Below are 21,218 nucleotides of genomic sequence, written 5' to 3' on the forward strand. Positions count from 1 at the left end.
ATCAGGACTTAAATTGGTCTCCGTAAATAAATTCATTAAATATTATAAAATTTCTGCAAATATACAATAAATATTTGATTTGTTTTTGAATTATTTTTAAATAATTAAACTTAAATTCAGAATCCTTTAATATTTTACTTTTATTTTGAAAATTAAATGCAAAAAAATAGGGCGCAAATTATAAAGATGTTAACCATTGTTTTTTTTTATTAGATGTGTTTTATTTTTTCTCTGGAATTTATGAATTTTCAAAAATTTTAAACTTTCAGATCCATTTAAATTCTTTATTTGGTTATTTGTGTGGAAAAAGTATAATTGAAAACAGTCCGGTTTTTGTACATTTGAATCATTACAAATTATCAGTTTTACAATTTAAAATAAAAAACTTTACAGAATGATGTCTGCAACAATTTCTCCAAAAGTATTCGAGTTTCTTAATCAACTCACTGTTAACAATAATCGCGAATGGTTTACGGAAAATAAAAACCTTTACACGGAATCTCAGGAAAATGTGATTGCTTTTCTTGATGATCTCATTAAGGAAATGGCAGGTTTTGATGATGAGTTAGGAAAAATTGATGCCAAGAAATCTCTGTTCAGAATTTACAGAGATACACGATTTTCAAAGGATAAAATTCCTTATAAAACGAATTTCGGAGCGTCATTGGGAATGGGAAAAGGAAGTCAGAAAGGCGGATATTATCTTCATCTGGAGCCGGGGAAGTCATTTATTGCAGGAGGAATTTATATGCCCGAATCTTCAGTTTTAAAGGAGTTGAGAAAGGAAATTTCTTTATATGGAGAGGATTTCCTTAAAGTAATCAATAATAAAGAATTCAAAAAGTATTTTCCGGAACTTGATCAGGATGATAAGCTGAAAAAAATTCCGCAGGGTTTTGAAAAGGAAGATCCGATGGGAGAGTACCTCAGACTGAAAAGTTTCATCGTGGTTTATAACCTGAAAGATGAAGAAGTTTTCGATAAAAATGCCGTGAAAAATCTTGCCAAAATCTTTAAAGTGATGAAGCCTTTGAATGATTTTCTGAATACGCCTTTTTTGTAGGTGAATTTGTTTAACCCTCACAGGTTTTCAAAACCTGCGAGGGTTGATTTATTCTTCCAATCTTGTAGAAATGTCCATCTGTTGATGAAGAATTCTTATGAGTTCAATTTCTTCGTTTTTAAGATTGATTTTGTAAAAGATAAAGAGTGATTTCACTCTTGAACGAAAATACCCTTTTCATACTTCATTATAATCTTTTCCTGATTTTGGATTTTCAGATAGATATTCAATTTCATCCATCAGTAAGTCGAAATAATGATCTGCCTGTTCTTTTGAGCAGACTTCGGATGTGTACAGCCAAATTTTTTCTAAATCAATTGATGCTTCTTTGCTGATTTTGTATTTCATTATTCAGCAGAATATTTCTGATGAAGATTTTTCAAAAATTCTTTACGGTCAAAATTCTCCACGAATCCGGATTTTTCACCTTTTTTTAATTCGTTGATTAATTCTGATTTTTTAGATTCCTCATACTCAAACATTCGTAACGCAGCTCTCACAACTTCACTTGCAGAAGAGAATTTTCCCGATTTAATCTGTTGACTGATAAAGTTATCGAAATAATCGCCTAATAAGATGGATGTGTTTTTTGCCATAATTTTAATTTTAAATCAAAGATGTCAATTATTGGTATTCGCTCAAAATTAATTAATACTTAATGAACGACGAATAATTTAGACCTTCAAAATGTGGAAATTCTGACGAATTCTATTAAGGATTATCATGGAACTTTGATGGTGATTTCGCATGATGGGGTGTTTTTGGAGGAGATTGGGGTTTTGGATGTGGTTTCGATGGATAAATGATATATAAATAAAAACTTTTCATAATTGAAAAGCTTTTATTTAATAGTTCTATTATGTTGCTAAAACCTTTAATAAACCTTCAATTTTTTTCTCTAATTCATCAAATGTGACGATTTCCACATCTTTCTGATTTCTTCTTGATAATTCAAAGCAGTTGATTTGTTCTGTTTTGAGGTTTTCTCGTAGTCCTATAACTAAAATACATTTAGGATCAATTATTTTATATTCCTTTCCAAATTCTTTTAAAAAATTATCTTTCTGATCTAGGCATTGATTTATACCTCCCGATAAATCTTCAGACATTGAAAATACATCGGTTCCTCTATAGGCTTTATTTTTCAATAAATCTTTTTTATGAGTTTTAATTTCTAATAAAGCATAATTGTCTTTAAAGCCATTTTGATATAAGAAATCAACGACTTTTCCATCTTGATTTTCAATTGTTTTGCCACCAACGTAAGCTTCTCTTTGTCTTAAAATTACATCATAAGGAAATAAATGTGAGACAATCCATCCATTTTTTTCAAAGAAATTTTGCCAGTCTTTTTCATTATCATTTTTCGAACTTTTCAATTTTGCAAATTGTTCTAGAATGTTTTCAAAAAATGCGATATTAATTTTATCCTTAGTTTTAATAAAATTTGATGTAACTGATATTTTATTTTTCGGAAGTAAACTTAAGAGATTAGAAATTGATGCAATATCTGAATCTGTTATTTTATCAAATGAATCATATCTAGACATGAATCTTTCTAAATCACCATAATATAAATTTCGAGGCTCTTTTGAAAATTTTGTTGTTAACTTTGAAAGTTCATTATTTATAAAAAGTTTTGTGTTTTTATCATTAGAATTTGTTTCATAGGTTAACCTTTTAAGAATAGGTTCTAAATCACTCCACAAAAATGTAATAGTTTTAATATTGAATCTAGTTGAGGTGGTTTTTGAGATATTTATTTTTTCTAGATTTTTAAATTTATAACTAATAGTTCGTAGAACTCTTTTTATTGCTTTTGAATGGAAGCCATAATATTCAACTCTGCCATAAACCTTTTTAAAAAAAGAAGGTAATTCTGCTAAAGTTGACCATCCTGTAAATTCAATTTTTTTAATTTTTCCTATTGTTATTTCATCTGTTTTTCTATTTACTCGATAAATATTTAGAATGATTTTATCATTGACTTTATCAATTTCAATGGCTTTGAATATTGGATTTCCATCTATATTGCAATATTCATATACTAACTTGTCTGAAGTATTAATTGTTATATTTTCTTTTTGAGGAATATAGCTCATGGTTATTTTTTATTTGAAGATAATTTTTTTTCCTATTTCTTTTTCTAATTTATCTATTTTTTTATTAAATCTAATAATTAATTGTTCTTCACAATATTGAATTGTTTCGGTAAATTTTTTAAAATTTTCATACGGAATTACAAAGGTGTAAGTTTGAGAAAAGATTATTTCATTATTATTTTCAGAAGTATATGAGATTGCTATATCAAAACCATTTTCATTATCATTATGAGCAATATATTTATTACGAATTTCCATCATATTTTGATGTATTTCTAATAAGTCATTTCTATTTGCATAAATATTTTTGGCATCTAATGAAATTTGACCTTTACCTGAGCTTGAAAAACATTTACAATAAGAAAGAATGCTATTTTTAAATAAACCATTTGAAAATGTTATTTCCTCAATATGTGTAAAGTCATTTATTTTTTTTGATTTTTCAATTAATAATAAAGAATTTCTTGATTCTACAAGAAACATTGCAATGATAGTCCAACCACTTAATTTTTTAAAGTCATCGTTTGAAATAGAAAATTCATTAAAAATATTAGAATCTTTAATATTTATTAATGCTTGGTTGTTTAGTTCAGAGTGTTCCATCATTAATTTTAATGTAAATATATAAAAACAAAAAAAAACTTTCAACCACATGATTCCCACCCACCCAAAAAATAAAATCCGCCACAAATTTGCCCACCCAATTTTTTAAAAGTAATTTTGCATGAATCTAAAATAAAAGTAAAATATGTCAACTTACGTAGTTGTAGGTCTTCAGTATGGAGATGAAGGTAAAGGAAAAATCACGGATGTTTTATCGGCAAAATCAGATTACGTTGTACGTTTCCAGGGGGGAGATAACGCGGGTCACACGGTTTATGTAGGTGAAGAGAAATTCGTTTTGCACCTTCTTCCATCGGGAGTTCTTCAGTGCAAAGGGAAATGTATCATTGCCAACGGAGTAGTGGTAAATCCTAAATCTTTCATTAAGGAGGTGAATCAGATCGAAAGCAAGGGCTTAAAGACAGATCACATTTTCATCAGCAGAAGAGCGCATGTCATCATGCCTTACCACATTCTTTTGGATACGTACCGTGAAGAAGAACACGGAGGAACGCAGATCGGGACAACAAAAAAAGGGATCGGACCTTGCTATGAAGATAAAATTGCAAGAGTGGGGATCAGAATGATCGACCTTTTGAATCCTGAGATCTTGAGAGACAAAATCGAGAAAAACTTAAAAATCAAGAATTCTCTTTTTGAAAAATACTTCGGAAAACCTACATTGGACGTTGAAGAAATTTACAACGAATATTTAGAAATCGGAAAACAGCTTCAGCACAGAATCGTAGATACCGAACTTGAACTGAACGAAGCCATCAGAGACGGTAAAAATGTTCTGTTCGAAGGAGCGCAGGCTTTAATGCTGGATATCGACTTCGGAACGTATCCTTACGTAACTTCTTCTTCTCCGTCTACAGGAGGAGTTTGTACAGGAGCGGGAGTTCCGCCGACTTCGTTGCAGAACTTAATTGGTGTTGCCAAAGCATACTGTACAAGAGTTGGAAACGGACCTTTCCCTTCAGAACTGGATAACGAACTGGGTGAGAAAATCAGACAGATCGGAGGAGAATTCGGAGCAACGACAGGTAGACCGAGAAGAACGGGTTGGTTAGATCTTGTTTCTTTAAAGCACGCTTGTATGATCAACGGAATCAATAATTTAGTGATTACAAAATTAGACGTTCTTACAGGAATTGAAAATCTGAAAGTAGTTACGCATTATAAAACCGAAGACGGAAAAATCATCGATTATTTCACTTCATCCACCGAAAAATTATACAACTACGACCCGATCTATCAGGATTTGCCGGGTTGGAATGAAGATATCACGAAAGCCAGAAGCTACGACGAACTTCCGCAGACCGCTCAGGAATACATCGAGTTTATCGAGAAATATTTAGGAATCAACGTTTATTTGGTGTCTGTTGGTCCCGAAAGAAGCCAGAACATCATCAGAAAAGAATTATTCTAAGAATATTTTTTCAACATACAGAAAGAGATCATCAAACGGTGGTCTCTTTTTTTATTGGATACTTTGATTCTTAAAAACTAAATTTCCGCTTTCTGTTCATTCCGTAAATTTCAACTATCAACTAATTCCATTTTCAGAAGCTTTTTCCAGCTTTCGCTACTCGCTTTTTCTTAGTTTCGGCGGCTGCGAAGCAGCCGCCGAAACTAAGAAAAGAGCTCACACATGCCGCTCAATCTGGGCTAAAATGCAGGTCTCAATTTTAACTTTTTCCGTAAAATATTTAAACTCAGGAATTTATTATTTGCAACATAGTTAATTTTATTATTTAACATTAAAATTTTAAAAACGTTATCATTTTAACAAATATTTGGCAGAAAATTTGATATTGAATCAATGCTTATTGGTAAGATCATAAAAACTAATAATCAAATTTTTTTAACAGTTTAAATATTTTAGTGATGAAACACACAAATCAAAATCAGGAATTTCGTTTTAACGAAGTTCTTTTCGAACACCGTAACAAAGAATACGGAGCTTATGTATTAAGAAGAGAATCAGACAGAATCTTAACAAAAGCATTTTTTATAGGAGTCAGTGTATTGGCTGCCGTTTCTTTAACTCCGCTTGCGATTAATGCATTTAAGAATCCCGAAGTGACTGACGAAGGAGGGTATGAATTACCTCCACCAATTCTTATTCATGAATATGATGATACACCACCTCCAGTAGCAGTTCTGCCTCCAAAAGCACCATCTGCTCCTGTAAAAACATTCGATGATACGGTTCCGACACCTACTTCTCATGTAACCAATGAAAAAGTTGTAGAGAAAATTGAAGGAGCTGTTGCAGGAACAAGAAATAATCCTGATGGAGAAACTGCTCCACCGAATACTTATGTACCAACAACTCCAACTATCGGAACTGGTCCTGTAATTACCACGGCTCCACCAGTAGTACCTAAAGAGGATCCCAATAAGATTTTCAATAGTGTAGATTTGGGAAAAGAAGCAAATTTTGATGGTGGAATAGACTCGTTCAGAAATAAAGTAATGAGTAATTTTGACGGATCAGCCTTTGATTCTGGCGAGGTAATGAAAACTACGATTACTTTCATTGTAGAAAAAGACGGTACCATTTCTGGAATAAAGGCTGCGGGTTCAGATGCGGATTTCAATAGTGAGGCGGTAAGAACAATCAGATCAATTAAAGGAAAATGGACACCTGCAAAAAACAAACAGGGTGAATCCGTAAGAAGTTATTTCAAATTTCCGATCACAATGAAATTTGATCAATAAGACATAAAAAACAAATCTTGAACAGTTATCCACAAAGAATTTTTTTTGTGGATAATTTTTTTTATTGCTAAATTGCTTATTAACAATATTTTAACTCAAATTTCGTTTTATCCCTTTATTAAGAGCAGGGAAAAATGTGTATTTTTGAAACTTAAAGTTCTAACAATGGCAAAAATCATAGGTATCGCTAATCAGAAAGGAGGAGTTGGGAAAACAACAACAGCTGTTAATTTAGCCGCAGCATTAGGGGTATTAGAGAAAAAAATATTAATCATCGATGCAGATCCTCAGGCGAATGCAACTTCAGGTTTAGGCGTAGAAGACGTAAGATATTCTACATACAATCTTTTGGAGCACAGCGTGGAGACTTCAAAATGCATCAAACAAACAGCAACTCCGAATCTGGATATTGTACCTTCTCACATCGATTTGGTAGCAGCGGAAATTGAGCTTGTCGACAAAGAAGAGCGTGAGTATATGCTTAAAAAAGCTTTACAGAGCGTAAGAGACGATTATGATTATATTATTATCGATTGTGCGCCGAGTTTAGGTCTTATTACGGTAAATGCACTTACAGCAGCAGATTCTGTAATCATTCCGATTCAGTGCGAATATTTTGCATTGGAAGGTCTTGGAAAATTACTGAATACCATCAAAAACGTTCAGAAAATCCACAATAAAGATCTTGATATCGAAGGTTTGCTTCTTACGATGTACGACAGCCGTTTGAGACTATCCAATCAGGTCGTGGAAGAAGTAAATTCTCATTTCCCTGAAATGGTGTTCGAAACGATTATCAGCAGAAACGTACGATTAAGCGAAGCGCCAAGTTTCGGAGAAAGTATCCTGAATTACGATGCAGAAAGTAAAGGAGCAATACAGTACATTCAGTTGGCAGAAGAAGTTTTATTGAAAAACGAGAAATTAGTAAAGAATTAAAAGCAGCTAGCTAAGCTAAACGCTAAAAACAAAATATGAAGGATAAAAAAAGAGCAATGGGACGTGGTTTGGGCGCAATTCTTAGTGCCGAATCCAAAGCAACGATCAATTCTGCCACCGATGAGGGAGCAGATAAGTTTGTAGGGAATATCGTAGAAATTGCATTAGAAGATATTTATCCCAATGCGTCTCAGCCAAGAACTTATTTTGACGAAAAAGCATTGAACGAACTTGCGCAGTCGATTAAAAATTTGGGCGTTATTCAGCCGATTACCTTAAGAAAAGACGGCGAAAAGTTTGAAATCATTTCCGGAGAAAGACGTTACCGCGCAAGTAAAATTGCAGGATTAGAGTCTATTCCGGCATACATCCGTCTGGTAAATGATCAGGAGCTTCTCGAAATGGCACTTGTTGAAAACATCCAGAGAGAAGATCTTGATGCGATAGAAATTGCATTAACGTATCAGAGATTGATGGAAGAGATCGGTCTTACTCAGGAAAATCTAAGCCAGAGAGTAGGGAAAGACAGAAGTACCATTACAAATTCCATCAGATTACTGAGACTGCATCCCGATATTCAGAATGCGATCCGAAGCGGAGAAATTTCTGCGGGACACGGAAGAGCCATCATCAGTCTTGAAAGTGAGGAACATCAGCAGATTTTGTTTGATCTTATTATCAAAGAAAAACTCAATGTAAGACAGGCAGAACAGGCAGCTACAGCCATTAAAAACCCGAAATCTCCGGCAGCGAAAAAAGCAAAAGCCGAGCTTTCCAACAATTATAAAAGAGCGCAGAAAACAATTGCAGATATTTTAGATGTAAAAGTTGAAATCAAAGCCTCTCCAAACGGTAAAAAAGGTAAAATTGTTCTGGACTTCAAAAATGAAGACGAATTGGAATATATTTTATCCCATATTAAATAAATGAAAAAAATACTTTTCACATTTTTTCTGTGTCTGTTTGCAGCTGCGTATTCACAGGTAAATCGTAATGACACGATTCGGGTAGACTACCGTCCGAAAGATAGCGTTGCAGTAGAGAAAAACAATACCAAAACTGAAACAAAAATTGTTGCAGATCTGGAAAAAGCAAACGGGCCTACGAGAAAAACGCTAAAGCTGAATCCTACAAAAGCAGGATTGTATTCTGCTGTACTTCCCGGATTGGGACAGGTGTATAATAAAAAATACTGGAAAGTTCCTATTGTTTTAGGAGCAGTAGGAGCGGGAGTAGGAATTGCAGTCTGGAATGACAACCAATACAGAAAATACCGCGAATATTACATCGCAAAACTCAACGGAACTCCAAATGAATTTGTTGATAGCCATCCTTGGCTCGATAAAGTGGCTCTCGGAAATGCACAGGACAGATCCAAGAGACAGAGAGATTACGCCATTGCGATTACAGGGTTAATTTATATTCTGAACATTGTTGATGCAGTGGTTGATGCTCATTTATACGAAGCAAGACACGATCCGGATCTTACGCTTAATCCGGCAATGATTCAGGATCAGTACGGAATTGCACCTCCGAAAACAGGCTTAAGCTTAAGTTACAGATTTTAAAAATAAGTAATGCAGTCTTAGCTTAGTGAAACCGAAGATTCGACAAAGTCAAACGCCTTTGCGAACGAAGAATATGGAGGAGGATTTTAAAGAAATCTTTACGGGCTTTGCGTTAGACTATAAAATTAAATAAAGAAGTACATGAAAATAGCATTAGTTGGATACGGTAAAATGGGCAAAATCATTGATGAAATTGCCACTAAAAGAGGACACGAAATTGTTGCCCGGTTAAAAGAAACTCCAACTGCTGAAAATCTCAATAATCCGGATGTTGTAATCGAATTTTCATTACCGGAAGTTGCTTATGAAAACATCAAAGCCTGTCTGGAAAACAAAATTCCTGTGATCTGCGGAACAACGGGCTGGCTGGAAAAAAAAACTGAAATTGAAAAACTGGCTGTAGAAAAAGAAACTGCTTTTTTATATGGTTCAAACTTTAGTCTCGGCGTTAATTTATTCTTTGCCTTAAACGAAAAACTGGCAGATTTAATGAAAAATGTAGACGAATATTCTTGTCAGTTAGAAGAAATTCATCACATTCACAAATTAGATGCTCCAAGCGGAACAGCAATTTCCATCGCCGAAGGAATTTTTAAAAACAATCCGAAATTCGATTCCTGGAAACTGGAAGAAACTCAGGGAAGTCAGCTGGGGATTTTTGCCATTCGTGAAGATGAGGTTCCGGGAACACACAGTGTTTTTTACAAAAGTGAAGTGGACGAAATCGAGATCAAACATACCGCGTTCAACAGAAGCGGTTTTGCATTGGGTGCAGTGGTTGCGGCAGAATGGATTAAAGACAAAAAAGGAAATTTCACGATGAAGGATGTTTTGGGACTTTAATTGTAACAAAATTCTTACATTGCAAACTAATAAGAGTGAATGATGAAACGTTAATAGTGAATTTATCATCATTATCAGACATCATTCATCAATTATATTATAGATTAGGCACAAAAATTTATGAATTATTTTTTAACGTACGCAGTTTATGTTCTCATTTTATCTGTATTGATGGGGATTTCCACGTGGAAACTGTTCAAAAAATTAGGATATAGTCCGCTTTTCGCGTTTATTCCTTTCTACAACTATTTCATTATTTTAAAAGAGACAAAACATCCGAAATGGTGGGCAATTTTATCGTATCTGCCAATCGTGGGACCTATTATGATGTCTGTTTTTCATTTGTATTTAGTGAAAAAGTTCGGGAAAACGCTCTTCAAAGATCAGCTTCTTACAGTCATTCTTCCGTTTATCTACATGGCAACGATAAATTATGGAAAAGATGTTGAATTGGAAGATGAAAATGCCATCTTCCTTACCGACGAAGAAAAAAGTGCAAAAAAGAAAGATTCATTTGTTGGATCTGTGACGTTTGCGGTAGTTTTCGCAACAATAATTCACGTTTTTGTAACGCAGCCTTTCGGAATTCCGACAGGATCTATGGAAAGAACTTTATTGGTAGGTGATTTCCTTTTCGTAAACAAATGGAGCTACGGATACAGACTTCCGATGCGTCCCCTTGCAATTCCTTTCCTTCAGGGAACCATCATGGATACAGGAGAAAAAGGAAACCCGAAAGATGATCCTAAATCTTATGTAGATGCTGTGAAATTACCTTATGAAAGAATTTTTCAGTTCAATAAACCTCAGAAAAAGGATATCGTTGTTTTCAATTATCCACAGGATTCCGTGCATACTGCCATCGACAGAAAAGATCCTTATGTAAAAAGATGTGTTGCTGTTGCGGGAGATACTTTCGAAATGAGAGCCGGAAGACTTTTCGTTAACGGAAAAGCTGAAACATTTTTAGGAGATCAGGAAGTTCAGCACGCGTATACAGTAAGCACAGGAACGCAGTTGGATATTCTGGGACTTTATAACATTTACGGATTTTTGCCTGTTAGAGAAATTCAGAACGAAAAAAGCGGCGGATTTGTTTATATGTTTCAGGGACTTACTGATAAAACGGCTAAAGAGATTAAATCTTTACCGAACGTGATCAGCATGGAAGAAAATATCTATCCTAAAGATTCTGCTACGATTTCTTATAAATTAAATGCTGATAAAACAGCGTACACCAAAAGTATTGACACTACCCAGTCTATTTTCCCAATCAACAAACCTTGGAATCAGGATTGGTACGGACCTTTAAAAATTCCTAAAAAAGGAGATGTGGTTACAATCAATCAGGAAACCTTACCGGAATACCAGTGGATTATTTCACAATATGAACACAATAAGCTAGAGAATAAAAACGGTAAAATTTTCATCAACGGAAAAGAAACCAATCAGTATACTATTCAGCAGGATTATTATATGATGGTCGGAGATAACAGAGATGCTTCTTTGGATGCAAGATTCTTTGGTTTTGTTCCTGAAGAAAATATCGTTGGAAAGCCAATGTTTACTTGGATGAGTGTTCAGGGAGTGTTTGCGGATGCAAGTTCTACTTATCAGGCTCCTAAAAAAGTTCGTTGGGAAAGAATGTTTAAAGCAACCAATACAGGAGAAGCCAACAAAACCTCTTATTGGTGGATTGCAGCGATGATTCTTATTCTGTTCTTCGGTTGGGAATACTTCGTGAAATTATTCAGAAAGAAGAAGACGGAAGACGATGTGTAATTCACTTTGTCAAAGTTTAAATCTTTGACAAAGTTTCGAAATCAATTATTTAATTGAAAAAATAAATTATAAATAGAATGAAGTATTTGAAAAAATACTTCATTTTTGCATTATGAATATGAAGAATGTATTATTACCGGCGTTTTATCTGCCGCCAATTTCTTGGTTTTCAGTGTTTTTAGATCCTGAAAATGAAATTGTATTTGAACAGTTTGAAAGTTTTCCGAAACAGACGTACAGAAACAGAGCTAATATTTTCGGAGCCAACGGAAAATTATCATTAATCATTCCTATTGCTCATAACGGATGCAGAGAATTTAAGGATATTGAAATTTCTCACCGTGAAGACTGGAGGAATCTGCATTGGAAATCCATTAAAACCGCCTATCAAAGCTCTCCGTATTTTGAATTTTATGAAGATAAATTCAGAAAGATTTACGATCTGAAAGAAAAATATCTGTTGGATTTTAACCTGAAAACTCTTGAAATCGTTCAGCAGATCCTTAAAACAGAAAAGGCACACTCTTTGAATGAAGAATATATCAAATTTCCGGAAGAAATTAATTTCAGAGATCAATTTTCAGCCAAACTACCTTCAGAATACGAAATGGACAAATATTATCAAACGTTCTCTGATAAACGTGGTTTTTTGAAAGATTTATCAGTTTTGGACTTAATTTGTAACAAAGGACCGGAATCTTTGACTTATATTAAAAATATTAAATATTCATAGTAAAATGAAAAAGGTATTATTAGCTGCTGTTTTTTTAGTAGGGATTGGTTTTTCTCAAGCGCAGGAAGCAAAAGATCCGATGCAGGATAAAGATCTTATGACGTGGTATCATAAAGATTTTGCTACAACGAAAGTTTATGGGGTAAATACAGAAAATGCCTATAAGTTTTTAGAATCTAAAGGTCTTAAACCTAAAACAGTTTTGGTTGGAGTTTTAGATAGCGGAGTTCAGGTAGATCATCCCGGATTGGTAAAAAACATCTGGACAAATCCTAACGAAGTGCCGAACAACGGAAAAGATGATGACGGTAACGGTTACATCGATGATATTCACGGATGGAATTTCATCGGTGGAAAAAACGGAGATATTGATATCGATAACATGGAGGTAACCAGAGTTGTTGCTAAATATAAGCCTGTTTTTGAAGGAGACGACTCTACAAAAAACAAAGCAAATCAAGCTAAAATGCCTGAAGAATTTGCTATGTATATGAAAGCCAAAGATCTTTTCACCAAGAAAAGTGTGGAAGCAAAACAGGGTTTCAAAACCTATTCCATGATTAATGAGGCAATTCCCGTAATGGTAAAACTACTGAACGGAAAACCTCTTACTCCTGAAAATGTTGCCGCTATAAAACCGGCAGATCAGAGAGAAGCAATGGCTGTACAGGTTTTAACACAGGTTGCGCAGAGTCCTGAATTTAAAGGAAAATCGGCTGCTGAATTCGAAAAAGCAATGAGCGGTCAGATTAAAGAAGCTTTAGACTATTTTGGTCCTCAGGAAAAACAATACAATCTGGATTACGATCCGAGAAAAGAAATCGTAGGAGATAACTATGACGACTATTCTGAGAAAAACTATGGAAACAACCATTACGAAGGTCCGGATGCAGAACATGGAACTCACGTAGCGGGAATTATTGCCGGTCTTCCCAACGGAAAAGAAATACAGTATGGAGTTGCTTCGAAAGTAGCAAAAATCATGTCTGTAAGAACAGTTCCGAATGGTGACGAAAGAGACAAAGACGTTGCCAACGCAATAAGATACGCAGTAGATAACGGAGCTAAAGTTTTAAACATGAGCTTCGGAAAGCCGGTTTCTCCAGGTAAAAATGTAGTTTGGGATGCATTTAAATATGCTCAGGATAAAGGAGTTCTTCTGGTAAAAGCTGCAGGAAATGAAAACGAAGATGTTGCAGAACATTTAGCTTATCCTACCAACTTTAAAAATGTAACAGATGAAAAACCATTTGTAAACAACGTATTGGTTGTAGGAGCAAGTACCAATAAAAATGATGCTTTAAGAGCGAGTTTCTCCAACTTCAATAAGAAAATGGTAAATGTTTTTGCTCCGGGTGAAGAAATTTATTCTACCGTTCCTCACAATGAGTATAAATATTTACAGGGAACTTCTATGGCTTCTCCGGTTGTAGCAGGAGCTGCAGCGGTTTTATTAGCCTATATGCCTAATTTAACTCCGGCACAGATCATAGAATCATTGGTAAAATCAAGCAACCCAAGTACTGCAAACCAATTTGGGGATTTCTCTGAAGCAGGAGGTGTAATTGATCTTAAAAAAGCAGCGGAATATGCATATACAAACTTCTATAACGGAAAAGGAGGTGCTTCAAAGAAGGCTGAAAAATCCGTAAAAAAGACTGTTAAAAAATAGTATATCTTCCTGTATTTAAGAAAGAAACATACAAAGTCCGAAATTTTCGGACTTTTTTTATTGGTAATATTTAATTTTGGCACGGTTTTTTGTAACTTTATTGTAACAAAATAATAAACAACAAAATGAAAAAGTTACTACTTGCAGGGATGTTGGGAACAGCGCTTTTTGCAGTGTCTTGTTCCGCGGTGAATAACGCTAAAACAGCCCAAACCCAAAGATCAGAATTTTTGAAAATGAAAGGCGACTGGCAGATCGTCAGTGTGAATTATGATAAAAATTTTAAAGTAAAGCCATTTGATGATGGAGTAGATGCACAATGTTTCGTAGGAAGTCACTGGAGACTAATTCCTAATAACTGGACAGGAGCTTATACATTAAACGGAGGAGGAACGTGCGGAACAGGATTTACACAGCCAATTAAGATTGATGTGGTAAGCGGAAACACATTTAATTTCAAAAAAATTGCTGACGGTACAAAAGCAAAACAAAATACAGCAGGTTATACTTTAACGCTGATTAATCAGAATACAGACCAATTCTCATTGGAACAGAATATTCCTTTCGATGGAGAAAATGTAAGAGTAGTTTACAATTTCGAAAGAACAGGAATGAAATAATTTAACATAAAAAATATAAAAAGATGAAATTTACAAAAACATATATCGGAGCGTTATTTTTATCATCAGCTTTATTGCTTACAAGCTGTGAGGCTGTACAGAATTCCAACCATCAGCAGAGAGGAACAGCAGTAGGTGTTGCTTCCGGAGCTGTAATAGGCGGTATTTTGGGGAATAACGTAGGAAAAGGTAAAAATGCTGCTTTAGGAGCTGTTTTAGGAGGTATTATCGGTGGTGTTGCAGGTAACGTTATCGGTTCTAAAATGGATAAGCAGGCAAGAGAAATTAAAGAAACTTTACCGGGAGCTCAGGTAGAAAGAGTAGGAGACGGTATCAAAATTACATTAAGCGAAAGCATCGTGAATTTCGATTTCAATTCTTCTGCTTTAACAAGTACTGCAAAAACAAACCTTGATAAACTGGCTCAGGTTTTAACAAACAACCCGGATACAAACATCAATATTTACGGGCACACAGACAGCAAAGGTTCAGATTCTTATAACATGAGTCTTTCTGAAAGAAGAGCCAATTCTGTAAAAGCTTATTTAGCGGGTAAAGGAATTTCTTCAAGCAGATTATTTGCTTTAGGAGAAGGAGAAAGTATGCCGGTTGCCACTAACGATACAGAAGAAGGTAGAGCTAAAAACAGAAGAGTGGAATTCGCTATTACTGCCAATGAAAAAATGATTAACGACGCACAGAACGGTCAATAATTATTTAACATATAAATATTTTCGTGAATAACCGCAATAGCGGTTATTTTTGTATTTTTATGGTGATATTTTTTGAAATTACTATTTTTGCATTTGAAACAACATAAATGAAGAAATATTTAAAGCTGCTCCGCGTGGAGCAATGGGTGAAGAACCTGTTTGTTTTTGTTCCTCTTTTCTTTTCGGGTAATATTAAAAATCTCGAACTACTCACAAAAAGCATCTTTGCTTTTATCATTTTTTCTTTGGCAGCAAGTGTCGTTTATATTCTGAATGATTATAATGATATTGAAGCAGATAAAAAACATCCCGAAAAAAGAAGAAGACCATTGGCGAGCGGTGCCATCTCAAAATCTCAGGCAGTGGGAATTTTTACAGGACTTATTATTCTGGATATCGCACTGGTTTTCTTTGCCCAAATGTATTTTCAGGAAAGTTTATGGAAATTTGCAACCATTGTAGGATTTTATTTTGTAATGAATCTTGCTTACACTTTTAAACTGAAACATGTTCCGATTATTGATATTTCCATCATTGCAGTAGGATTCGTTTTAAGAGTTTTATCAGGAGGTTACATTACAGGAATCAGCATTTCTCAATGGGCGATTTTACTCACCTTTGTGCTTGCGTTGGTATTAGCTATAGGAAAAAGGCGGGGAGAACTCATTAATGCGCAGGTTTCAGGAAAAACGAGAAGAGCTTTGGACGGCTACAATGTACAGTTTGCAGATATTGCATTATCCATTTCCGTGACTCTGGCAATTGTCTGTTATCTGATGTTTACCCTGTCCCCGGAAGTTCAGGCAAGATTTCATTCAAGAGTATTTTATACGGTTATTTTTGTTGTTTTTGCTTTTTTAAGATACTTACAGCAGACATTGGTATACAACAGAACCGAATCTCCCACGAAGATTGTTTACAGAGACAGATACATTCAGATCACCTTACTATTGTGGGTTGCTGCATTTTTAATTCAAATCTACTTTAAAAAATGAAGCCGAATTTTGTACAAAAAGTGACCAACTGGGGTAATTTTCCCATAGTGGAAAAAGAAATGAAATCTGAGGACAGCTTCAGAAAAATAAAAGAATTTGTTCAGAATCATAATGAAGTCATTGCAAGGGGAAACGGAAGGTGCTACGGAGATTCTTCGTTGGGAGAACATATATTTTCAACCAAAAAATTAAATAAATTCATCAGTTTCGACCGTTTGAACGGTATTATCGAATGCGAATCGGGAGTCCTGCTTTCTGATGTACTGGAAATTGCCGTTCCGCAGGGATATTTTTTATATGTAACACCGGGAACCAAATTTGTTTCTGTAGGAGGAGCCATTGCTTCCGATGTTCACGGTAAAAATCATCACGCTGAAGGATGTTTTTCAGAATATGTGATTGAATTTAAACTGATGATCGAAAACGGCGATATTATCAACTGTTCAAGAGAAGAAAATTCAGATAAATTCTGGGCAACCATTGGAGGAATGGGATTAACCGGAATTATTTTAACGGCAAAATTCAAGCTGAAAAATATTGAATCGGCATACATCCGTCAGGAAAGCATTAAAGCCGAAAATCTGGATGAGATCTTTAACCTGTTTGAAGAAAGTGAAAGCTGGACTTATACTGTGGCTTGGATCGACTGTCTTCAGAAAGGTAAAAATATCGGAAGAAGTATCCTGATGAGAGGAGAACACGCTTTTCAGCACGAGCTGCCTCAGAAATTCAAAGAAAAACCATTGCGTTTAAAGAAAAAATTTGAGCCTACTGTTCCGTTTTATTTTCCCGGATTTGTCTTAAATGCTTTAACGGTAAAGATTTTCAATTATTTCTATTATAAAAAACAGTCTAAGAAGGAAGTTAAAAATTTTATTGATTATGAAACGTTCTTTTATCCGCTGGATTTTGTTCACGACTGGAATAAGATTTACGGAAAATCCGGCTTCATCCAGTATCAGATGATGATTCCCAAAGAATCAGGAAAAGAAGGAATGAAAAAAATTCTGGAAACCATTGCCAACAGCGGAAACGGTTCTTTTTTAGCTGTTTTAAAGTTATACGGAAAAGAAAATCCGGAAGCTTACAATTCCTTTCCGTTTGAAGGATATTCTCTCGCATTGGACTTCAAAGTGAATTCCAAACTGAAAAAACTGATTGATCAACTGGATGATATCGTAGAGCAGTACAACGGTAAAATTTACCTTACCAAAGACAGCATGAGCAGATCTTCGCTCACCAATTATCTGAAAAATGTTCAGAGCTCAAAATTTGTGTCTTTGCAGCATAAAAGAATTTTAAATAATATTTAGCAAACATGATCGTTTTAGGAAGTACATCGGAAGTAGCACAGGCTTTTGTGGAAAAGGCATTGCAGGAAGGAGAGAGATTTGAAAAAATCTATCTTTTTACCTCCAGTAAAGAAACGACCGAAAGATTTGCCCGACATATTGATGTGAAATTTCTTCAGCAGTCCGAAGTGATAGAGCTTGATCTTATGAAAAGCATAGATTATAATCAGTTTGATGCTGTTAATTCAGGTTTACTGTTCTGTGCGACTGGATATTTAGGAGAAGGAACAGAAGAAGGATTGTATGACAACAAAAATACACAACGGATTATTGATATCAATTACGCTAAACTGGTTCCTGTGATGAATTATTTTGCGCAGAAATTTGAAAGCAGAAGATCCGGAACGATTATCGGACTTTCTTCTGTTGCCGGAGATCGCGGAAGACAGAGCAATTTTATTTACGGAAGCTCGAAAGCGGCTTTCACAGCCTATTTAAGTGGTTTGAGGAATTATCTTTTCGATAAAAAAGTTCACGTCATGACGGTGAAGCCCGGATTTATGGCAACCAAAATGACTGAAGGCTTACCTTTGAATCCAAAACTTACCGCAACCCCGAAACAGGCAGCAGAATCTATTTTCAAAGCTTATAAAAAACAGAAAAACGTAGCCTATGTTTTGCCGGTCTGGGGAATTATCATGATGATTATCCGAAATATTCCTGAATTTATTTTTAAAAAATTAAAGCTTTAAAATTATTTTATTTAAAATATACTTTCGATCTTTACGTTACAAGATAAATATTCTAAAATTGACTTACTTCAATGAAAAAACTGTACTGCTTCGATTTCGACGGAACACTTACGTATAAAGATACCATGTTTATGTATCTTAAATTCTACGATTCTACAAGATTTCGCCTGCAGTTTTTGAAGCATATTCCGCTTTTTGTTCTTTTAAAACTGAAACTAGCCGATACGGAAAAAGTGAAAAAAAGCTTTATCGGTTCCATTCTGAAAGGGCAGACTCAGGAAAAAATCGAAAAAAAATCCAGACAGTTTTTTGAACATTATTATCCTAAAATCGTAAGGGAAAATGCATTGGATTTTATTCAAAATATAGATCATAATAATACGCAGAGTCTATTGGTTACCGCATCGTTAGACATTTGGGCAAAACCATTTGCAGAAGCTTTTAAAATGCAGCTTGTTTCCACCAGAGCCGAGTTCAGAAACGGAGTTTTCACCGGAAATTTTGTGGGAAGAAACTGTAATGGAAACGAAAAACTGGTAAGAATTCAGCAGGAAATCAGCAATCATAAATACGATAAAGTTATTGCTTTTGGAGATACATCGGGAGATAAGCCAATGTTGAATTGGGCAAATGAAGGACATTACCAATTTTTTCACTAATTTTGGGCAGTAAAATAAACAGATCGAAACAGAGTATTTTAAAACGATAACTCTATTGATTTTGTAGGATTTACAGATTGTACATATTCCACAGAAACTAATATTTTCAAAGTAAAAATGAATAAAGTATACCTTGATAACGCTGCAACAACTCCACTTTCGGAAGAAGTTATCGATGCAATGGTTGATACCATGAAAATGAATTTCGGAAATCCGTCCTCTACGCACAGTTTTGGACAGGAAGCGAAAATTCTTATCGAAAACGTAAGGAGACAGGTTGCAGATTATCTTCATGTAACGCCCGCTGAAATTATTTTCACTTCCTGCGGTACGGAATCGAACAATATGATCATAAAATCGGCTGTTGAGCATCTCGGAATAGAACGTATCATCAGTTCTCCTCTTGAGCATAAGTGCGTTTCTGAAAGTATTCTGGATATGAAAAGCAGAAAAGGAGTAGAAGTAAACTACATCCGTCCCAATGAAAAAGGAGATATTGATCTTAATAAACTGGAAGAATTGCTAAAAGCTTCTGACAAGAAAACTCTGGTAAGCTTAATGCACGCCAATAACGAGATCGGAAATCTTATCGATATTAAAAAAGTGTCAGAACTCTGCAAGGCAAATAATGCGCTCTTCCATTCGGATACCGTTCAGACGATGGCTCACATGAATCTGGATTTTTCTGATATTAAGGTAGATTTTGCTTCTTGCAGTGCCCATAAATTTCACGGACCAAAAGGCGTTGGATTTGCGTTCATCAGAAAATCAAGCGGTTTAAAAGGAATTATTACAGGAGGACCACAGGAAAGAAGCTTAAGAGCAGGAACAGAAAATGTAGCAGGAATTGTAGGACTGGGAAAAGCACTGGAAATCTCTTTAAAAAATCTTGAAACTTATACTAATCATATGCAGGAAATTAAAAGCTATGCCGTAGAAAGGCTTACAGCGGAAATTCCGGGCATTAAATTCAACGGGAGAAGTTCTGAGAAGGATGGTAGTCTTTACACGGTTTTAAGTGCTTTATTACCCTATAAAAACCCTCTAATCGGGCTTCAGTTAGATATGAAAGGAATCGCAATCTCTCAGGGAAGTGCGTGTTCTTCGGGAGCCTCAAAACCTTCTATGGTGATGATGATGGTTTTATCTGAAGATGAAATGGATCACTGTACGCCGCTTCGTATTTCCTTCAGCCATTTAACGACTAAAGAAGATATTGATGCTTTGGCTACTGCTTTGAAAGAAATTTCTAAAGATTTTGTTATAGAAAATACAAATGTTGAGCATAGATAGTCTTATTACTCAAAAAGCGTAATTTTGATTATCCAATTAAGGAAATTATAAAAGAATAATATTAATTTAAATAAAAGAAACAAAAATGGCTTTAGAAATTACAGATAGCTCATTTCAGGAAACGGTTTTAAAATCAGATAAGCCGGTATTAGTAGACTTTTGGGCAGTATGGTGCGGACCTTGCAGAACGTTAGGACCAATCATCGAAGAAGTAGCAAGCGATTTCGAAGGAAAAGCAATAGTAGGGAAAGTAGACGTGGATAACAACCAGGATATTTCTATGCAGTACGGGATCAGAAATATTCCTACAGTTCTTATTTTTAAGAACGGAGAAGTGGTTGATAAATTAGTAGGAGTAGCTCCAAAAGAAGTGATCGCAGAGAAATTAAGCGCTCACTTGTAAAAAAATAAATTTGATAATGAACGCCTTCCGTTTTTGGAAGGCATTTTTTTTGAAATAAATTTGCAGGTAACGAAAAAAGTTGTACTTTTGCCATCACAAAAAAGAAACGAAGTTCTTTAGAAACAAAAACATGATCCGGTAGTTCAGCTGGTTAGAATGCCGCCCTGTCACGGCGGAGGTCGCGGGTTCGAGTCCCGTCCGGATCGCAAAAGTTTTTCAATTTACTTTTAAAACAAAATTTGATCCGGTAGTTCAGCTGGTTAGAATGCCGCCCTGTCACGGCGGAGGTCGCGGGTTCGAGTCCCGTCCGGATCGCAGAAGTTTTCTCAATTTCTTTTAAAAAAATTGATCCGGTAGTTCAGCTGGTTAGAATGCCGCCCTGTCACGGCGGAGGTCGCGGGTTCGAGTCCCGTCCGGATCGCAATGATTTATCAAATAAACAAAAGTGCTGTAAAAAGA

At 35.0% G+C, this 21,218-nt stretch carries 21 protein-coding genes, 3 tRNA genes and 1 pseudogene; 21 read left to right on the top strand and 4 right to left on the bottom strand.

Annotated elements, in window-relative coordinates; all coding sequences use genetic code 11:
- Positions 1–394: 394 nt before the first annotated feature.
- Positions 395–1,063, top strand: a complete 669-nt coding sequence (locus WFK35_RS04475) for a DUF2461 domain-containing protein (protein ID WP_336731542.1) — start codon at positions 395–397, stop codon at positions 1,061–1,063.
- A 48-nt stretch (positions 1,064–1,111) separates the two neighbouring features.
- On the opposite strand, the pseudogene WFK35_RS04480 reads toward WFK35_RS04475, so the two are convergent.
- The 4 genes and pseudogenes from WFK35_RS04480 to WFK35_RS04495 form a co-directional block, all read right to left on the bottom strand.
- Positions 1,112–1,411, bottom strand: a pseudogene (locus WFK35_RS04480) (type II toxin-antitoxin system RelE/ParE family toxin).
- Positions 1,411–1,659, bottom strand: a complete 249-nt coding sequence (locus WFK35_RS04485; protein WP_336731545.1) for a type II toxin-antitoxin system ParD family antitoxin — start codon at positions 1,657–1,659, stop codon at positions 1,411–1,413. The pseudogene WFK35_RS04480 and the gene WFK35_RS04485 overlap by 1 nt, the downstream one beginning before the upstream one ends.
- A gap of 261 nt (positions 1,660–1,920) precedes the next feature.
- Positions 1,921–3,165 (bottom strand): Shedu immune nuclease family protein, encoded by a 1,245-nt coding sequence (locus WFK35_RS04490; protein ID WP_336731547.1) that lies wholly within the window; start codon positions 3,163–3,165, stop codon positions 1,921–1,923.
- 9 nt (positions 3,166–3,174) lie between these two features.
- Positions 3,175–3,771, bottom strand: coding sequence for a hypothetical protein (locus WFK35_RS04495; protein ID WP_336731548.1), 597 nt, complete (start codon positions 3,769–3,771; stop codon positions 3,175–3,177).
- Positions 3,772–3,913: 142 nt separating this feature from the next.
- On the opposite strand from WFK35_RS04495, the gene WFK35_RS04500 reads away from it, so the two are divergent.
- The 20 genes from WFK35_RS04500 to WFK35_RS04595 all read left to right on the top strand — a co-directional run bounded on the left by WFK35_RS04500 (position 3,914) and on the right by WFK35_RS04595 (position 21,180).
- On the top strand, positions 3,914–5,200 hold the full coding sequence (locus WFK35_RS04500) for an adenylosuccinate synthase (RefSeq protein WP_336731549.1): 1,287 nt from the start codon (positions 3,914–3,916) through the stop codon (positions 5,198–5,200).
- A gap of 458 nt (positions 5,201–5,658) precedes the next feature.
- On the top strand, positions 5,659–6,495 hold the full coding sequence (locus WFK35_RS04505) for an energy transducer TonB (protein WP_336731550.1): 837 nt from the start codon (positions 5,659–5,661) through the stop codon (positions 6,493–6,495).
- Positions 6,496–6,660: 165 nt separating this feature from the next.
- Positions 6,661–7,434 carry a ParA family protein gene (locus WFK35_RS04510; protein ID WP_076392187.1) on the top strand — a complete coding sequence of 258 codons (774 nt, stop codon included), beginning with the start codon at positions 6,661–6,663 and terminating at the stop codon, positions 7,432–7,434.
- A 35-nt stretch (positions 7,435–7,469) separates the two neighbouring features.
- On the top strand, positions 7,470–8,360 hold the full coding sequence (locus tag WFK35_RS04515) for a ParB/RepB/Spo0J family partition protein (protein ID WP_214588987.1): 891 nt from the start codon (positions 7,470–7,472) through the stop codon (positions 8,358–8,360).
- Positions 8,361–9,002, top strand: coding sequence for a DUF5683 domain-containing protein (locus tag WFK35_RS04520; RefSeq protein WP_336690727.1), 642 nt, complete (start codon positions 8,361–8,363; stop codon positions 9,000–9,002).
- Between the two features lie 141 nt (positions 9,003–9,143).
- Positions 9,144–9,845, top strand: a complete 702-nt coding sequence (dapB, locus tag WFK35_RS04525) for a 4-hydroxy-tetrahydrodipicolinate reductase (protein ID WP_336731551.1) — start codon at positions 9,144–9,146, stop codon at positions 9,843–9,845.
- A 120-nt stretch (positions 9,846–9,965) separates the two neighbouring features.
- Positions 9,966–11,627: a signal peptidase I gene (gene lepB, locus WFK35_RS04530; RefSeq protein ID WP_336731552.1), complete on the top strand. Its 1,662-nt coding sequence runs from the start codon at positions 9,966–9,968 to the stop codon at positions 11,625–11,627.
- 112 nt (positions 11,628–11,739) lie between these two features.
- On the top strand, positions 11,740–12,360 hold the full coding sequence (locus WFK35_RS04535) for a WbqC family protein (RefSeq protein ID WP_442891996.1): 621 nt from the start codon (positions 11,740–11,742) through the stop codon (positions 12,358–12,360).
- Positions 12,361–12,364: 4 nt separating this feature from the next.
- Entirely contained in the window at positions 12,365–14,032 is a 1,668-nt protein-coding gene (locus tag WFK35_RS04540) for a S8 family serine peptidase (RefSeq protein WP_116097765.1), read from the top strand.
- 125 nt (positions 14,033–14,157) lie between these two features.
- On the top strand, positions 14,158–14,652 hold the full coding sequence (locus WFK35_RS04545; RefSeq protein WP_087712458.1) for a lipocalin family protein: 495 nt from the start codon (positions 14,158–14,160) through the stop codon (positions 14,650–14,652).
- A gap of 23 nt (positions 14,653–14,675) precedes the next feature.
- The gene (locus WFK35_RS04550) at positions 14,676–15,365 is read left to right on the top strand and encodes an OmpA family protein (protein ID WP_214588994.1); all 690 of its coding nucleotides are present in this window, start codon (positions 14,676–14,678) and stop codon (positions 15,363–15,365) included.
- A 107-nt stretch (positions 15,366–15,472) separates the two neighbouring features.
- Positions 15,473–16,360 carry a decaprenyl-phosphate phosphoribosyltransferase gene (locus WFK35_RS04555; RefSeq protein WP_336731555.1) on the top strand — a complete coding sequence of 296 codons (888 nt, stop codon included), beginning with the start codon at positions 15,473–15,475 and terminating at the stop codon, positions 16,358–16,360.
- Positions 16,357–17,673, top strand: coding sequence for an FAD-binding oxidoreductase (locus WFK35_RS04560; RefSeq protein WP_214588996.1), 1,317 nt, complete (start codon positions 16,357–16,359; stop codon positions 17,671–17,673). Before WFK35_RS04555 ends, WFK35_RS04560 begins: the two co-directional genes overlap by 4 nt.
- Before the next feature lie 5 nt (positions 17,674–17,678).
- On the top strand, positions 17,679–18,404 hold the full coding sequence (locus WFK35_RS04565; protein ID WP_336731557.1) for an SDR family NAD(P)-dependent oxidoreductase: 726 nt from the start codon (positions 17,679–17,681) through the stop codon (positions 18,402–18,404).
- A gap of 71 nt (positions 18,405–18,475) precedes the next feature.
- Positions 18,476–19,063, top strand: coding sequence for an HAD family hydrolase (locus WFK35_RS04570; protein ID WP_336731559.1), 588 nt, complete (start codon positions 18,476–18,478; stop codon positions 19,061–19,063).
- A 117-nt stretch (positions 19,064–19,180) separates the two neighbouring features.
- Positions 19,181–20,356: a cysteine desulfurase family protein gene (locus tag WFK35_RS04575; RefSeq protein ID WP_336731561.1), complete on the top strand. Its 1,176-nt coding sequence runs from the start codon at positions 19,181–19,183 to the stop codon at positions 20,354–20,356.
- 85 nt (positions 20,357–20,441) lie between these two features.
- The gene (gene trxA / locus WFK35_RS04580; RefSeq protein WP_076392215.1) at positions 20,442–20,759 is read left to right on the top strand and encodes a thioredoxin; all 318 of its coding nucleotides are present in this window, start codon (positions 20,442–20,444) and stop codon (positions 20,757–20,759) included.
- A gap of 132 nt (positions 20,760–20,891) precedes the next feature.
- A tRNA-Asp gene (locus WFK35_RS04585) sits at positions 20,892–20,965 on the top strand.
- 35 nt (positions 20,966–21,000) lie between these two features.
- Positions 21,001–21,074, top strand: a tRNA-Asp gene (locus WFK35_RS04590).
- Between the two features lie 32 nt (positions 21,075–21,106).
- Positions 21,107–21,180 (top strand) — tRNA-Asp (locus tag WFK35_RS04595).
- Positions 21,181–21,218: the final 38 nt, after the last annotated feature.

Source organism: Chryseobacterium sp. VD8, from assembly GCF_037149975.1.
Classification (GTDB): domain Bacteria; phylum Bacteroidota; class Bacteroidia; order Flavobacteriales; family Weeksellaceae; genus Chryseobacterium; species Chryseobacterium indicum.

What these genes read in the sequence shown, in the direction of transcription:
- WFK35_RS04475 (WP_336731542.1), top strand. Translation starts at nt 395, where the DNA reads ATGATGTCTGCAACAATTTCTCCAAAAGTATTCGAGTTTCTTAATCAA.
- WFK35_RS04485 (WP_336731545.1), bottom strand. Translation starts at nt 1,659, where the DNA reads ATGGCAAAAAACACATCCATCTTATTAGGCGATTATTTCGATAACTTT.
- WFK35_RS04490 (WP_336731547.1), bottom strand. Translation starts at nt 3,165, where the DNA reads ATGAGCTATATTCCTCAAAAAGAAAATATAACAATTAATACTTCAGAC.
- WFK35_RS04495 (WP_336731548.1), bottom strand. Translation starts at nt 3,771, where the DNA reads ATGATGGAACACTCTGAACTAAACAACCAAGCATTAATAAATATTAAA.
- WFK35_RS04500 (WP_336731549.1), top strand. Translation starts at nt 3,914, where the DNA reads ATGTCAACTTACGTAGTTGTAGGTCTTCAGTATGGAGATGAAGGTAAA.
- WFK35_RS04505 (WP_336731550.1), top strand. Translation starts at nt 5,659, where the DNA reads ATGAAACACACAAATCAAAATCAGGAATTTCGTTTTAACGAAGTTCTT.
- WFK35_RS04510 (WP_076392187.1), top strand. Translation starts at nt 6,661, where the DNA reads ATGGCAAAAATCATAGGTATCGCTAATCAGAAAGGAGGAGTTGGGAAA.
- WFK35_RS04515 (WP_214588987.1), top strand. Translation starts at nt 7,470, where the DNA reads ATGAAGGATAAAAAAAGAGCAATGGGACGTGGTTTGGGCGCAATTCTT.
- WFK35_RS04520 (WP_336690727.1), top strand. Translation starts at nt 8,361, where the DNA reads ATGAAAAAAATACTTTTCACATTTTTTCTGTGTCTGTTTGCAGCTGCG.
- dapB (WP_336731551.1), top strand. Translation starts at nt 9,144, where the DNA reads ATGAAAATAGCATTAGTTGGATACGGTAAAATGGGCAAAATCATTGAT.
- lepB (WP_336731552.1), top strand. Translation starts at nt 9,966, where the DNA reads ATGAATTATTTTTTAACGTACGCAGTTTATGTTCTCATTTTATCTGTA.
- WFK35_RS04535 (WP_442891996.1), top strand. Translation starts at nt 11,740, where the DNA reads ATGAATATGAAGAATGTATTATTACCGGCGTTTTATCTGCCGCCAATT.
- WFK35_RS04540 (WP_116097765.1), top strand. Translation starts at nt 12,365, where the DNA reads ATGAAAAAGGTATTATTAGCTGCTGTTTTTTTAGTAGGGATTGGTTTT.
- WFK35_RS04545 (WP_087712458.1), top strand. Translation starts at nt 14,158, where the DNA reads ATGAAAAAGTTACTACTTGCAGGGATGTTGGGAACAGCGCTTTTTGCA.
- WFK35_RS04550 (WP_214588994.1), top strand. Translation starts at nt 14,676, where the DNA reads ATGAAATTTACAAAAACATATATCGGAGCGTTATTTTTATCATCAGCT.
- WFK35_RS04555 (WP_336731555.1), top strand. Translation starts at nt 15,473, where the DNA reads ATGAAGAAATATTTAAAGCTGCTCCGCGTGGAGCAATGGGTGAAGAAC.
- WFK35_RS04560 (WP_214588996.1), top strand. Translation starts at nt 16,357, where the DNA reads ATGAAGCCGAATTTTGTACAAAAAGTGACCAACTGGGGTAATTTTCCC.
- WFK35_RS04565 (WP_336731557.1), top strand. Translation starts at nt 17,679, where the DNA reads ATGATCGTTTTAGGAAGTACATCGGAAGTAGCACAGGCTTTTGTGGAA.
- WFK35_RS04570 (WP_336731559.1), top strand. Translation starts at nt 18,476, where the DNA reads ATGAAAAAACTGTACTGCTTCGATTTCGACGGAACACTTACGTATAAA.
- WFK35_RS04575 (WP_336731561.1), top strand. Translation starts at nt 19,181, where the DNA reads ATGAATAAAGTATACCTTGATAACGCTGCAACAACTCCACTTTCGGAA.
- trxA (WP_076392215.1), top strand. Translation starts at nt 20,442, where the DNA reads ATGGCTTTAGAAATTACAGATAGCTCATTTCAGGAAACGGTTTTAAAA.